Annotated in this window: 12 protein-coding genes; 7 read left to right on the forward strand and 5 right to left on the reverse strand. The window is 31.1% G+C overall.

Features of this window, described 5'->3' with window-relative positions:
• The first annotated feature begins 109 nt into the window (after window positions 1-109).
• Together folE and fliI are read left to right on the forward strand one after the other, a co-directional pair.
• Window positions 110-682, forward strand: a complete 573-nt coding sequence (gene folE, locus AJ885_RS06350; RefSeq protein WP_002880936.1) for a GTP cyclohydrolase I FolE — start codon at window positions 110-112, stop codon at window positions 680-682.
• The gene (gene fliI, locus AJ885_RS06355; RefSeq protein ID WP_002854283.1) at window positions 682-2,067 is read left to right on the forward strand and encodes a flagellar protein export ATPase FliI; all 1,386 of its coding nucleotides are present in this window, start codon (window positions 682-684) and stop codon (window positions 2,065-2,067) included. Before folE ends, fliI begins: the two co-directional genes overlap by 1 nt.
• A 2-nt stretch (window positions 2,068-2,069) precedes the next feature.
• Here the strand turns inward: fliI and purF are convergent, their stop codons facing one another.
• The 5 genes from purF to AJ885_RS06380 all read right to left on the reverse strand — a co-directional run bounded on the left by purF (window position 2,070) and on the right by AJ885_RS06380 (window position 6,984).
• A complete protein-coding gene (gene purF, locus AJ885_RS06360) occupies window positions 2,070-3,407 on the reverse strand; it encodes an amidophosphoribosyltransferase (protein ID WP_002880935.1) in 1,338 nt (445 codons plus the stop codon).
• 1 nt (window position 3,408) lies between these two features.
• Window positions 3,409-4,137 carry a 4-hydroxy-tetrahydrodipicolinate reductase gene (gene dapB / locus AJ885_RS06365; protein ID WP_002880934.1) on the reverse strand — a complete coding sequence of 243 codons (729 nt, stop codon included), beginning with the start codon at window positions 4,135-4,137 and terminating at the stop codon, window positions 3,409-3,411.
• Window positions 4,138-4,199: 62 nt separating this feature from the next.
• Complete coding sequence (locus AJ885_RS06370; protein ID WP_002880933.1) at window positions 4,200-5,381, reverse strand: replication-associated recombination protein A; 1,182 nt, start codon at window positions 5,379-5,381, stop codon at window positions 4,200-4,202.
• On the reverse strand, window positions 5,381-6,502 hold the full coding sequence (locus AJ885_RS06375) for a hypothetical protein (protein WP_002880932.1): 1,122 nt from the start codon (window positions 6,500-6,502) through the stop codon (window positions 5,381-5,383). Before AJ885_RS06375 ends, AJ885_RS06370 begins: the two co-directional genes overlap by 1 nt.
• 134 nt (window positions 6,503-6,636) lie before the next feature.
• Entirely contained in the window at window positions 6,637-6,984 is a 348-nt protein-coding gene (locus AJ885_RS06380) for a hypothetical protein (protein ID WP_002861010.1), read from the reverse strand.
• Between the two features lie 321 nt (window positions 6,985-7,305).
• Between AJ885_RS06380 and AJ885_RS06385 the strand changes: the two genes are divergently transcribed.
• The 5 genes from AJ885_RS06385 to infC all read left to right on the forward strand — a co-directional run bounded on the left by AJ885_RS06385 (window position 7,306) and on the right by infC (window position 14,157).
• Window positions 7,306-8,646, forward strand: a complete 1,341-nt coding sequence (locus tag AJ885_RS06385) for a CitMHS family transporter (protein ID WP_053872232.1) — start codon at window positions 7,306-7,308, stop codon at window positions 8,644-8,646.
• Window positions 8,647-8,828: 182 nt separating this feature from the next.
• Window positions 8,829-10,826 (forward strand): OPT family oligopeptide transporter, encoded by a 1,998-nt coding sequence (locus AJ885_RS06390; protein ID WP_079264243.1) that lies wholly within the window; start codon window positions 8,829-8,831, stop codon window positions 10,824-10,826.
• 73 nt (window positions 10,827-10,899) lie between these two features.
• A complete protein-coding gene (locus AJ885_RS06395; RefSeq protein ID WP_002836742.1) occupies window positions 10,900-11,703 on the forward strand; it encodes an undecaprenyl-diphosphate phosphatase in 804 nt (267 codons plus the stop codon).
• A gap of 130 nt (window positions 11,704-11,833) precedes the next feature.
• Window positions 11,834-13,642, forward strand: coding sequence for a threonine--tRNA ligase (gene thrS / locus AJ885_RS06400; RefSeq protein ID WP_002880926.1), 1,809 nt, complete (start codon window positions 11,834-11,836; stop codon window positions 13,640-13,642).
• A complete protein-coding gene (infC, locus tag AJ885_RS06405) occupies window positions 13,639-14,157 on the forward strand; it encodes a translation initiation factor IF-3 (RefSeq protein WP_002851726.1) in 519 nt (172 codons plus the stop codon). The genes thrS and infC overlap by 4 nt, the downstream gene beginning before the upstream one ends.
• Window positions 14,158-14,178 lie beyond the last annotated feature (21 nt).

The following is a 14,178-nucleotide window of genomic DNA, read 5'->3' on the forward strand; positions in this document are numbered from 1 at the left end:
ATCATAGCAAATTTTTCCTTATTACTTGCATAAAATTTTAAAGTAATTTATGATAAAATTGCAATATTACATTATTATTAAAATAATAAAAATATTTTTGGAGAAAAATTTGCAAAAAAAATTTGAAGATTGTGTTAAAACTATGCTTGAAATTATAGGAGAAAATCCAAATCGTGAAGGACTGATTAAAACACCAAATCGTGTTTTTAAAGCTTATGAATTTCTTACTAGTGGTTATACGCAAAATGTCAAAGATATTTTAAATAATGCTTTATTTGAAAGCTCTAATAATGAAATGGTTTTGGTGCGTGATATAGAATTTTACAGTCTTTGCGAACATCATCTTTTACCTTTTTTTGGGCGTGCTCATGTAGCCTATATCCCTAATAAAAAAGTAGTAGGTTTAAGCAAAATTCCACGCCTTGTAGAAGTGTTTGCAAGAAGACTTCAAATTCAAGAACAACTTACCGAACAAATCGCACAAGCTTTAATGGAAAATGTCGATGCAAAAGGTGTGGGTGTAGTCATAGAAGCAAGACATATGTGTGTTGAAATGCGTGGAGTACAAAAAGCTAATTCCACCACTACAACTTCAGCTTTGCGTGGAATTTTCTTGAAAAATGAAAAAACTAGAGAGGAATTTTTTTCTCTCATAAACTCTGCTAAACAGGTAAGATTTTAATGAATCTTGAAAAACTACGTTCCAAACTTGGTAAAGAAAATTTAAGTGCTATTTTTGGAGAGATTACAAAAATTTCTGCTACAAGTATAGAAATTCGTGGGCTTAAAACAGGGGTTGGAGATATAGTGAAGTTAGTTTCCAATGAAAATGAAAATTTAAACACTCTAGCTATGGTCGTAGAAATCAAAGAACAATTTAGCTATTTAAGCCCATTTTCTTTTATAGAAGGTTTTAAGATAGGCGATCGTGCTTTCATAAGTGATGCAGGTATGCAAATAGGCGTTAGCGATGAACTTTTAGGCAGAGTAGTAGATCCTTTTATGCGTCCAAAAGATGGTAAAGGAGCTATAGAAGTAAGTAAATATATGCCTATAATGCGTGCACCTATTGATGCGATGAAAAGAGGGCTTATAGAAGAAGTTTTTCCCGTGGGTGTTAAAACCATAGACGCACTTTTAACTTGTGGTGTAGGGCAAAAACTTGGTATTTTTGCAGGAAGCGGGGTAGGAAAATCCACTCTTATGGGAATGATAGTTAAAAATTCCAAAGCTCCTATAAAGGTAGTGGCACTCATAGGAGAAAGGGGGCGTGAAATTCCTGAATTTATACAAAAAAATTTAGGCGGAAAGCTCGATGATACAGTGATTATTGTTGCTACAAGTGATGATAGTGCTTTGATGCGTAAATACGGTGCTTTTTGTGCAATGAGTGTGGCAGAATACTTTAAAGAACAAGGTAAAGATGTACTTTTTATCATGGATAGTGTAACGCGTTTTGCTATGGCGCAAAGAGAAATAGGACTAGCTCTTGGAGAACCTCCTACAACCAAAGGTTATCCACCAAGTGTTTTAAGTCTTTTGCCTCAACTCATGGAAAGAACGGGTAAAGAAGAAGGTAAAGGCACTATAACAGCCTTTTTTACCGTTTTGGTAGATGGAGATGATATGAGCGATCCAATTGCTGATCAAAGTCGTTCTATCTTAGATGGACACATTGTTTTAAGTCGTGAATTAACAGACTTTGGAATTTATCCTCCTATTAATATACAAAACTCTGCTTCAAGGGTGATGAGTGACATTATAAGTCCTGAACATAAACTTTGGGCAAGAAAATTTAAGCGTTTAAACTCGCTTTTAAAAGAAAATGAAGTATTGCTTCGCATCGGTGCCTATCAAAAAGGAAGTGATAAAGAACTTGATGAAGCTATTTCTAAAAAAGAATTTATGCAAAAATTCTTAGGGCAAAATCCTGAAGAAAGCTTCGAATTTAATCAAACTTTAGAGCTTTTAAGTCAAATTGATACACCAAATACTCCTTTGCCACCAACTCAAAATATAAATGTAGGAAGTGCAAGTGCAACCTTGCCTAATCCTAATTTAAAATAAAATTATTTAATAAAATAATCCCCATCAAAACTGATTAAAGAATATTTCCTTTCATTGCCTATGCTTTGGGTTAATTCTTCTATGCTTAAAAAACTTAGCGTATCAGCTTCTACATATTCACGCACTTCTTCAGTATTTTTATTTGCGCTGATAAGTTCTTCAAAAGTTGGAGTATCTATGCCATAAGTATCAGGAAATTTGATCTCAGGACAAGCTATGGCAAGATGGATTTTGCTCGCTCCTGCAGCACGAAGTAAAGAAATTATTTTTTTAGAAGTAGTGCCACGCACCAAGCTATCATCAATGACTACAATTTCTTTGCCTTCTAAAACTTTACGCATAGGGTTAAGCTTTAGTTTTACTTTTAAATTTCTAAGCTCTTGAGTTGGCTCTATAAAGGTTCTTCCTACATAATGATTTCTTACTATTGCCATTTCAAGAGGGATTTGTAAATATTGCGCAAAACCTATAGCTGCACTTACTCCACTATCTGGCACAGGCACGACAAAGTCTGCTTTATAAACAAATTTTTTAGCTAAAGCTTCGCCCATTTTTTTACGCACTTCATACACGCTTTTGCCTTCTACTATGCTATCAGGTCTAGCAAAATAAATGTATTCAAAAGCACAAATTCTAGGAGTTTGAGAAAAAAGTTCTATACTTTCAAATTTATCATTTCCTTGAGTAAAAATAAGCATTTCCCCTGGTTTAACATCACGAATAAATTCAGCCTCTATAAGATCAAAAGCACAAGTTTCACTAGCAACTATATAGCCTCCATCTTTTAAACGTCCTAAAGATAAAGGACGTACTCCATGAGGATCTCTTACAACATAAAGTTTATCTTTGCTTGCTAAAACAAAACAATAAGCCCCTATACATTCTTTTAAACTCTCAATAAATCTATCTTTTAAGCTTTCTTGCTTACTTCTTGCGATAAGATGGACAAGATTTTCTGTATCCATATTGGTTTGAAAAATAGCCCCATCTTGAATAAGTCTTGATCTTACTTCTTCTTTATTAACTAAATTTCCATTATGTGCTAAAGCAATATCACCTAAAACCGAAGTAGCTGCTATGGGCTGAGCGTCATTTAAACTTGAATTTCCTGCTGTAGAATAGCGATTATGCCCTATAGCGATTTCACCTTCTAAAGTTTTTAGATTATCAGGATTAAAAATTTGACTCACTTCACCTTTAGCTTTAATAGTCTTAATATTTTTACCATTACTCACACTAATACCACTTGCCTCTTGCCCACGGTGTTGCATAGCAAAAAGTGCATAATACGCATAAGTGCTAGCATTTTTTGAATTGATAACTCCTACAACTGCACACATTTTAAATTCCTAAAAAATCATTGATTGAATACATTTTTGCTTCTTGCTTACTAAGCCAAATAGCGATTTTAATCGCACCTTTAGCAAAAGTCGCCCTTGAAGTAGCGGTATGATTAAGTTCTAAAAATTCCCCATCTTCATAAAAACCTACTGTATGGCGTCCTACTATATCGCCACCCCTTAAACTCATCACAGAAATTTCATCTTTGCTTCTTTCACCTATAATGCCATCTCTTCCACTTACTCTTACTTTTTCAAGTTCTAAATTTCTAGCTTTTGCTACACTTTGGGCTAAAGTCATAGCCGTACCACTTGGTGCATCTTTTTTATGGCGATGATGCATTTCTAAAATTTCTATATCAAAATTTCTTAGCATTTGACTGGCTTTACTAGCAAGATAGTTTAAAACTGCAACACCTAAAGACATATTGGTCGCATAAAAAATCGGCATCACTTCACTAGCACTTTGCATCAAATGTAAAATTTTCTCATCAAGTCCTGTTGTACCTATTACCAAAGGTTTAGGCATAGTTCTTGCATAATTTAAAAGCTCATGAGTTCCACTTGGGGAAGAAAAATCAATAATCACATCGCTTTTTTCAAAAAGCTCTTCTAAATTTCCACCCTTATTATAAAGTATCGAAATTTGTGCTTGCGTTTCGCTTTTTAAACATTCTTCAATCTGTTTTCCCATGCGTCCTTTAGCGCCATAAATTCCTATTTTAATCATCTTTTTCCTTGAAAATAAAATATTGATTTTAGCATTTATTTTGTAAATTTTAAATAATAAAATTAAGCTTTATAATTTTTTAATTTATATAAATTATCTAACAATTTTGCTTCTTTTCCTAAGCCCTTGCTATGATAAAATTTTAAATTTTTACTAAGATATTTTTGCTCTACCCAGCCACCAAAATCATGTGGATAAAGATAGTTTTGTTTTTCTTGATGATTGTTGTTAAGATAATTAGGTATTTCTAAAGCTTCATTGTTTTTTACATAGCTTAAAGCTTCATTGATAGCTTTGTAGCTTGCATTAGATTTGATTGTGCTTGCTAAATAAACTACGCATTGGGCTAGGATAATTCTTGCTTCAGGATAACCTATATTTTTAACAGCTTCTAGGGTCGAAACTGCTAAATTTAAAGCATTTGGATCGGCATTTCCGACATCTTCACTTGAAAAAATCACCAAACGCCTAGCGATAAAATCTGCACTTTCTCCTGCATCAATAAGTCTTGCAAGATAATAAATAGCTGCATCAACGTCACTTCCGCGTAAACTTTTTATCATTGCACTTGCTAAAATATAATGTGTATCTTTTGAGCTAACACCTTCACTATTTATGGTGTTGCGAAGTTTTTTAAGATTTTCAAGACTGATATGTTTTTCATCTAAAACCAAGACAAATTCAAGCAAATTTAGCATAGCTCTTGCATCAGCACTTTTAAGTAGAAAATCTTTAGCTTCTTTATCAATACTAAATTTCATTTTTTCCTGTACGCGTAAGAGTAAAGTTTCAAGTTCCTTTGCCCCTAAAGATTTAAATTCAAAAAGCATGGAACGACTTCTTATACCAGAACTTAAAACAAAATAGGGATTTTCAGTGCTTGCACCAATTAAAATTAAACGGTAATTTTCCATAGGAATTAAAAGCATTTCTTGTTGGGTTTTGCTAAGGCGGTGAATTTCATCAATAAAAATTAAAGGCTTATAAAGACTATTTTTATAATTATCTAAAATTTTTCTTAGTTCTTCGAGTTTAAAATTTCCTCCATCAAATTCATAAAAATCTAAGCCAAATTCTTTTGCTACAACTCTAGCAAAAGTTGTTTTTCCAGAACCTGCTGTTCCAAAAAAAATACTATGAGGAAGTTTTTGTAAAGCAGTAAATTTTTTGAAAATTTCTATAAGCTCATATTGTCCTAAAATATCATCAAAATTTTCAGGGCGAAAGGTCAAAGCTAGGCTCATTAATTTAAATCCATATTTGAAAATTCACTACCATTAATTTTTAGTTGAGGATTGGCCAAGCTATCATAAGATAAATTTAGAAAAAAGTTATTATTTTCTTTTAAAAAATATTGATTTAAACCTCCATAATCCTTTGTCCAAGGAAAAATTTCATCAGGCTCGTCTGAACTGATAACTTGTAATTTTGCTTGATAAGAGTTGTTAATATTTAAATTGCCTTGTAAACTGATATTTTGTTTATTTTTTTCAAGGATTAAATTTTGTATTTTTAGATCAAGATTTTTTTGAATAAAATGAGAGATATTGAAATTTGAATTAAAAAATTTGTTTATGGTTATATTAAATTTTGTTTTGTCAAAATTCAAATTCTGACCCAATAAAGATTTAAGATCAATTTCATTGGATTTTCCTTGTATGTTTAAGTTTACTGCTGAATTTTCTTCATTAAAATTTACTTGGTTTTTGCTGTAAAAAGAATTGATTTTATTGTTATCTAGCACAAGATAATCAAAGTTGATCTCTTGTTGGCTATCGCTAAATAAATTTAACTCATAAAATTGTACAGGATTGTTAAAAAATTGTTCGTAATTTAAATTTTGTAATACAAATTTAGTATAAAATTGAGAAAAATCAATCATATCAAAATGTATTTTCATGTTTTTAATTTCTAAATTTTTATTCATTAAAACTTCAATATATCCGCCGTTTATGATGGTATCTCCGCCTTCATTGCTTAAATTTATATCTTTAATATTTAGAAATATTTTAGAGTTATTATCGTGTAATTTGAGAGTAAAAGTTCCTAATTTATTGTTTTTTAACACTTCATCTAAAAAATCAAAAGGATTTGTAAAATTTCCTTTTATAATTTTATTTAACAAAAAATAATTATTAAATTTAAGGTCGATTTTGGTTGAAAGCTGTGTATGAGAGTGATTTAAAGTAAAACTTCCCTTAGAAGTTAAAAAACCTTTTTTGAAGTAAATATCTGTAATTGTATAATCAGGATTGCTATTTTTAATAAATTTATTAAATAAAAGTTCGTTAGTGTATCCTATATAAAATATATGAATAATAAAACCTAATATAAAACAAAAAACAATAAAAATCCATTTTTTCATTATTTGCCTTGGATGAAAATATAAGTGTTATTTTATAAATTGCTTGTTAAAAAAGAGTTTAAATTTTTATTTAAGAGTAATGAAGTAGTTTAGCAAAGAATGATTTTTATAAATCCCTTGTTAAGGGATTTATATTAATAAGCTTTTTTATAACATTGAATTTCAATTTTTCTAGCTACTGGAATAGCCTGAGTATTTGGCGTAGCAGGTGTTCCATAAGAAATTTTACTTTCTAAAAAATTTCCAACCTGTAAATCTTTAAAAGTTCCATCTTTATCTGTTCCAAAAATACCACAATCATCCATTTCTATTTCGGTATTTGGTAGAACTTTTATAGCCATTTGTCCGCCATAAATAGAGTCAATAAGCAAGGTTTTATTGTTATCATAAATTTGTGCAATAGTACCTTCAAGTTTTAGACTATCTGCAAAAAGCATTGAGCTAGCTAAAAGTGCTGATGTAAATAAAATACTTTTTTTCATAATTATTTCTCCTTGTAATGTAAAGTGATAACATTATAAACTTTTTAAGTGAAGTGAATGTGAAGTTAAAATTTTGACTTTTTAGTTTTGATAATATTATGCAACTTATTATATTTTGACTATCGTTACTTCTAGTTGTAAATTTAAAAGAGTGAATACTTTATCAAAAATAATTAAAAATTATTTTTTATTCTTGTTTAAAATAGTTACATTAGAAAATATATTTTTTCCAAAAAGCTATAAATTTAAACACATATAAGTTGGACTTAAAATATCCATTTTATTATTGAATAAAAATGATACAAAAGGATAGGATATGGAATTTTTTTAGCTTTATTGGGTTTTTTCTCATTAGGATTGATAGTTTGGCTTTTGCTAAAAGATTATACTACTCCGGCATTAGCTTTTATAAGTGTAAGTATTAGCGTAGCTTGTATTTTACTTATTCTTGAACAGCTTGGTTTTGGCGTGGGTGCAGCTTTAGGGGTTAAAGGAGGTGTTTTTGATATTAAAACATTGGTTGCTTTTATTAAAGATGGAGTCAAAAGCGTAACGGATACGGCAGCTTTGTTTGTTTTTTCTATACTCTTTTTTAGTGTTTTAAATGCAAGTGGTTTTTTTACTAAAATTTTAAATGCGTTTTTATCAAAAATGAAAGCTAATGTATATCAAGTTTGCATTCTTACTGTTTTTATTACTGCTGCTGTACATTTAGATGGTTCAGGTGCTTCTACTTTTCTTATTGTAATACCTGCATTATTACCTATTTATGAGCGCCTAGGTATAAGAAAGACTTCAATGTTATTGATTATTACTTCGGCTATGGGGGTTATGAATGTTATTCCTTGGGGTGGTCCTACTCTAAGAGCGGCTACTAATATAGGAATGGATGCAAATTTGCTTTGGCACCATATTATACCTATTCAGATTGTAGGTTTGGTATTATCCCTTCTTTTGGCAATTTGGATTGCTAAGATAGAAATAAAAAGAGGTGCAGGCGCAGGTAACTTGTCTGGAATAAATTTAAATATAGAAAAAAGCGAACACCATAATGAAAAATGGTTTTGGTTAAATTTACTTGTAGCTATTGGGGTTATTGGGCTTTTAATTAGTGGTATTTTTCCTAGTTATATTTGCTTTATGATAGGACTTGCAATAATTTTACCGCTTAATTATCCTAATTTAAAAATAGCTAAAAAAGTTTTAGATCGTGCAAGTGCTGGTGCAATGCTTATGTATATTACTTTAATTGGTGCTGGGATATTAATAGGTGTATTTGATAAAAGTGGTATTATGGAGAAAATGGGTGTTTTGATTTTAAATTTTGTTCCAGATTATTTAGGTGCTTATATTCCTTTGATGGTAGGGATATTGGCTGTTCCAATGGCAATTATTTTTTGTACAGATTCTTATTTTTATGGAGTGATGCCTATAGTTTTGAGTGTAACTAAGGCTTTTGGCGCTGAACCTTTGACTATAGCTATTATCATGGTGATAGCAAGAAATTGTGCGACATTTATTTCTCCTGTTGTGCCTGCAACTTTGCTAGGTTGCGGTTTAGCAGAGGTTAATATTAAAGATCATATCAAAAGAAGCTTTTTTTATATATGGGGTATAAGTATTATTTGCTTGATTTTTGCTGAGGTAGCTGGGATAATATAATTAAAATAAAAGAACTTTTAATTTTTCAATGATTGGTTCATTGTTTTATGATATTTTTGAGTCAAAAATTTATAAAAATATAAGCGTTTTTTTGTATTATTTTATTTTGCTTTAGAGAAAAATTATAAATTTAAACTTATAAGAATATTTTTTAAGTTGAAAGTAAATTTTAAAACGGAGAAATGATGTACAAAAAACAAAATTTACCAGAACTTACCTTAAGGGGTTTGATTTTGGGAAGTATTTTAACTATTATTTTTACAGCTTCAAATGTATATTTGGGGTTAAAAGTGGGACTTACTTTTTCATCATCAATTCCAGCTGTGGTCATCTCCATGGCGGTTTTGAGTCTTTTTAAGACTTCAAATATTTTAGAAAATAATATGGTTCAAACTCAAGCTTCAGCAGCAGGAACTTTATCATCAGTTATTTTTGTTATCCCAGGGCTTTTTATGTGTGGGTATTGGAGTGAATTTCCACTTTGGCAAACTTTTATGATATGTCTTTGTGGTGGCGGACTTGGAGTGCTTTTTACTATACCATTAAGAAGGGCTATGGTAGTTGAAAGTAAACTTGCTTATCCTGAAGGTAGAGCCGCAGCTGAAATTTTAAAAGTAGCCAATAAAGATCAGAGTAATAAAAAAGGAAAACAAGGCATTAAAGAAATAGCATTAGGCTCTTTTATAGCTGCTATTTTTAGTTTATTAAGCAATGGTTTTAAACTCGCTGCAAGTGAGAGTAGTTTTGCTTTTATTTGGAATAAAATGGCTTTTGGTTTTTCTATGGGATATTCTTTGGCACTTTTAGGAGCAGGTTATTTAGTTGGTTTAGCAGGTGCTATAGCTCTTTTTGTAGGTATGTTTTTAGCTTGGGGTATTTTTACTCCCTATCTTTCAAATTTTGAATTCGATAGTGCAAAAAATGCCGTAGATTTAGCTTCTAGTGTATGGAGTTCTAAAGTAAGGCTTATAGGAACAGGAGCTATTGCTATAGCAGCGTTTTGGACTTTAATAGAACTTTTAAAACCCGTTATTGAAGGTATTAAAGAAATTGTTAAAAATGTTAAAATTACTAATCAAGAAAAAAATGAAAGAACAAATATAGATCTTTCTTTAAAAAGTATTTTTATACTTTTTGTTTTAATGGTTGTGGGTTTATTTATTACTTTTTATAGTTTTGTTGAAGATGCTAACTTAAGTATTTATTATCAAATGCTATTTTCATTTGTTGGAACTTTAGTTTCTGTTTTAATAGGTTTTTTTGTTGCAGCAGCTTGCGGATATATGGCAGGACTTGTAGGATCTTCTTCTAGTCCTATTTCTGGAATCGGACTTATTGGTGTTATTATTTCTTCTATTGTTTTTTTGGTTTTAGGTGTGGAACTTTTTCAAGATCCTATGCTTTCTAAATTTGCAGTAGCATTAGCTATTTTTACTACTAGTGTTATTTTGGCTACAGCTGCTATTTCGAATGATAATTTACAAGATTTAAAGACAGGACATTTAGTTGGAGCTACTCCTTGGAAGCAACAAGTTGCTTTACTTGTAGGCTGTGTTTTTGGTGCTTTGGCTATAGTTCCTGTTTTAAATTTGCTTTATCAAGCCTATGGTTTTGTTGGGGCAATGCCAAGAGAAGGTATGGATGCTTCATCGGCTTTAGCAGCACCGCAAGCGAATTTAATGAGTACTATCGCTCAAGGAATTTTTCATCACAATATAGAGTGGGGTTATATGGCTTTTGGTGTATTTGTAGGAATTTTAATGATTATTATAGATAAAATTTTAAGAAGAACACAGAAGATGTCTTTGCCACCTTTAGCCGTTGGAATAGGTATTTACCTTCCACCTGCTGTAAATATACCTTTAGTTATAGGCGGAATTTTAAAATATATTGTAATGCAATACTTAACTAAAAAATATACAAAAAATTCTCATAAAGAAGAAAAACTTGCAAGTTGTGAGCAAAGAGGCACGCTTTTTGCTTCAGGGCTTATAGTGGGTGAAAGTATTTTTGGGGTAATTATCGCAGGAATTACTGTATTTTCAGTAAGCATGGGTGGTAGTGAAAATCCTTTAGCTTTAAATTTAACAAATTTTCATGATAGCGAGCTTTTAGCACTTATCTTTTTTGTGGGAGTTGTATTATATTTCATTAAGCGTATTGTTAAAAAAGATGCTTAATTTTTGGGGTTAAAACCCCATTTAATCCATTCTGATATAATTTTTCTTTTGCAATTATCATTCAAGGATTAAAATGGAAAATTTATATGCTTTAATACTTGGAATTATAGAAGGTCTGACTGAGTTTTTACCTATTTCTTCAACAGGACATATGATTTTAGGTACGACTATTTTAGGTATCGATATAGATGAGTTTTGGAAAAGCTTTTTGATTATCATCCAGCTTGGTTCTATTTTGGCGGTCATTTTTGTATTTTGGCGTAAATTGTTTCAAGGGCTTGATATTTGGTTAAAACTTGCAGTTGGATTTTTTCCTACCGGAGTTATAGGGCTTTTTGTGGCAAAATACTTAAATGCTTTATTTAATGGTTGGGTTGTGGTTGGAATGCTCATTTTTGGCGGTGTTGTGTTTATTCTTATAGAACTTGCACATAAAAATAAACAATATCGTATCAATTCTTTAGAAGAAATAAGTTTTAAACAAGCTTTTTGCATAGGTATTTTTCAATCTTTAGCCATGATTCCTGGTACTTCAAGAAGTGGAGCAAGTATTATTGGTGGACTTTTGCTAGAATTTAATAGAAAAGTTGCGGCTGAGTTTAGTTTTTTGCTTGCCATTCCAACGATGATTATCGCTACAGCTTATAGCATTTATAAAGAGCCTGAGCTTCTTGGCAATGCAAATTCTTTAATTCCTTTAGGCATAGGTTTTATCACTGCTTTTATTGTTGCAGTTTTAGTTATAAAATTTTTCTTAAAATTTATTTCTAAATTCGACTTTATCCCTTTTGGAATTTATCGTATTATTTTAGGATTTGTTTTCTTTTATTTGTATTATAGTGGGATTTTAAATGCTGGAAGTGAATTTAAGCTATAAATAAATATTAAATTTATTCTAAGATTTTTTTAAAAATAAGCTGAATTTCAAAAATAATTAAGTCTTAGAAAGTTAAAATTAGAACTTTATAAACACTCACAGGGTAAGTGAGCGACAAAGGGTTAAAAATATGGAAAAAGAAGTTATTGCGTATTTGAACAATGAGACAATAATTGACTCTCAAAGTGTGAAAAATACAAATTTAAAAGAAATTTATTTTGATAATTCTAAAGAAAGTTTAGAGGTAATCCGTCATTCTTGTGCGCATTTAATGGCACAGGCGATTAAGAGTTTGTATCCTGAAGCTAAATTTTTCGTTGGTCCTGTTATAGAAGATGGATTTTATTATGATTTTCGTGTGGAAAGTAAGATTGGCGAAGAAGATTTAGTAAAAATTGAAAAAAAGATGAAAGAACTTGCTGAAGCAAAGATTGAAATTTTAAAATATGAAATCACAAAAAACGAAGCTTTGGCTAAATTTCAAAATGATGATTTAAAACAAGAAGTTTTATTGCGTATTCCTGATGGAGCTGTAAGTATTTATAAACAAGGTGAATTTGAAGATTTGTGTCGTGGTCCTCATGTGCCAAATACGAAATTTTTACGCTTTTTTAAACTCACTCGTGTTGCAGGAGCGTATTTGGGTGGCGATGAAAAAAGAGAAATGCTTACTCGAATTTATGGCACCGCTTTTGCAGATAAGGAAAGTTTAAAAGAGCATTTAACCATTATTGAAGAAGCTAAAAAACGTGATCATAGAAAGCTTGGAACAGAGCTTAAGCTTTTTACTTTTGATGATGAGATCGGAGGAGGTCTTCCTATTTGGTTGAGTAACGGTGCAAGACTTAGATCTAAACTTGAACATATGCTTTATAAGATCCATCGTTTACGTGGTTATGAGCCTGTGCGTGGGCCTGAACTTTTAAAAGCAGATGCATGGAAAATCAGTGGGCATTATGCAAACTATAAAGAAAATATGTATTTTACACAAATTGATGAACAAGAATATGGCATTAAGCCTATGAACTGTGTGGGACATATTAAAATTTATCAAAGTGATGTAAGAAGTTATCGTGATTTGCCTTTGAAATTTTTTGAATACGGCGTGGTACATCGTCATGAAAAAAGTGGCGTTTTGCATGGACTTTTTAGAGTGAGAGAATTCACTCAAGATGATGCACATATTTTTTGTATGCCAAGTCAGATTAAAGAGCAGGTTTTAGAAATTTTAGCTTTTGTGGATAATTTGATGAAATTATTTGATTTTAGCTATGAAATGGAAATTTCAACTAAACCTGAAAAAGCCATAGGTGATGATGAAATTTGGGAAATAGCGACTAAGGCTTTAAAAGAAGCTTTAGATGAACAAGGTTTAAAATACGGTATTGATGAAGGTGGCGGGGCTTTTTATGGGCCAAAGATTGATATTAAAATCACCGATGCTTTAAAAAGAAAGTGGCAATGTGGAACCATACAAGTAGATTTTAACCTGCCAAGTCGTTTTAAACTCGAATATACTGATAGTGATAATGAAAAAAAACAACCTGTAATGTTGCATCGTGCGATTTTAGGTTCTTTTGAAAGATTTATAGGAATTTTAACCGAGCATTGTGCGGGTGAGTTTCCATTTTTTATCGCACCAACCGCAGTGGGTATAGTGCCAATAGGCGAAGCACATATTGCTTACGCAAAAGAAATTCAAAAAGAATTATTAGAGCTTAATATCGATAGCGAGGTGTATGAAAAAAATGAGAGCTTAAGTAAAAAAATTCGTATCGCTGAAAAGCAAAAATTACCTATGATTTTAGTTTTAGGCGATGATGAGGTGGCAAAGCGTAGCGTTGCTTTAAGAGATAGAAGAGCTAAAGAACAAAAAAATCTTAGCTTGGACGAATTTATTAAATTAGTTAAGGAGAAAATGAGTGAGGTACACTTTTGAGTAAAGAAAAAGAAGTATTGCTCAATGAAGAAATAAGAGCGGATGAAATCAGATGTGTTGGCGATGATGGCAAAGTTTATGGTATTATCAGTAGTGATGAAGCTTTAGAAATTGCAAATCGTTTAGGACTTGATCTTGTAATGATAGCTGCAGATGCTAAGCCACCTGTTTGCAAGATCATGGACTATGGTAAATTCCGTTATCAACAAGAGAAAAAACAAAAAGAAGCAAAGAAAAAACAAAAAGTGATTGATATAAAAGAAATCAAACTTTCTGTAAAAATTGCTCAAAATGATATTAATTACAAGGTAAAACATGCTTTAGAATTTTTAGAACAAGGTAAGCATGTGAGATTTCGTGTGTTCTTAAAAGGACGTGAAATGGCAACTCCTGAAGCAGGTGTAGCTTTGCTTGAAAAAATTTGGACTATGATAGAAAATGAAGCTAATCGTGACAAAGAGCCAAATTTTGAAGGTCGTTATGTAAATATGCTTGTAACTCCAAAAAAAGCTTAATCCACTTTTGTGGATAAGGCT

It is taken from the genome of Campylobacter sp. BCW_6464 (genome assembly GCF_001762775.1).
Taxonomy (GTDB): Bacteria; Campylobacterota; Campylobacteria; order Campylobacterales; family Campylobacteraceae; genus Campylobacter_D; species Campylobacter_D jejuni.

Excerpts from the sequence above, each read along its gene's own strand:
- fliI (WP_002854283.1), top strand. The coding sequence starts at position 682 with ATGAATCTTGAAAAACTACGTTCCAAACTTGGTAAAGAAAATTTAAGT.
- purF (WP_002880935.1), bottom strand. The coding sequence starts at position 3,407 with ATGTGTGCAGTTGTAGGAGTTATCAATTCAAAAAATGCTAGCACTTAT.
- dapB (WP_002880934.1), bottom strand. The coding sequence starts at position 4,137 with ATGATTAAAATAGGAATTTATGGCGCTAAAGGACGCATGGGAAAACAG.
- AJ885_RS06370 (WP_002880933.1), bottom strand. The coding sequence starts at position 5,381 with ATGAGCCTAGCTTTGACCTTTCGCCCTGAAAATTTTGATGATATTTTA.
- AJ885_RS06375 (WP_002880932.1), bottom strand. The coding sequence starts at position 6,502 with ATGAAAAAATGGATTTTTATTGTTTTTTGTTTTATATTAGGTTTTATT.
- AJ885_RS06380 (WP_002861010.1), bottom strand. The coding sequence starts at position 6,984 with ATGAAAAAAAGTATTTTATTTACATCAGCACTTTTAGCTAGCTCAATG.
- AJ885_RS06390 (WP_079264243.1), top strand. The coding sequence starts at position 8,829 with ATGATGTACAAAAAACAAAATTTACCAGAACTTACCTTAAGGGGTTTG.
- AJ885_RS06395 (WP_002836742.1), top strand. The coding sequence starts at position 10,900 with ATGGAAAATTTATATGCTTTAATACTTGGAATTATAGAAGGTCTGACT.
- thrS (WP_002880926.1), top strand. The coding sequence starts at position 11,834 with ATGGAAAAAGAAGTTATTGCGTATTTGAACAATGAGACAATAATTGAC.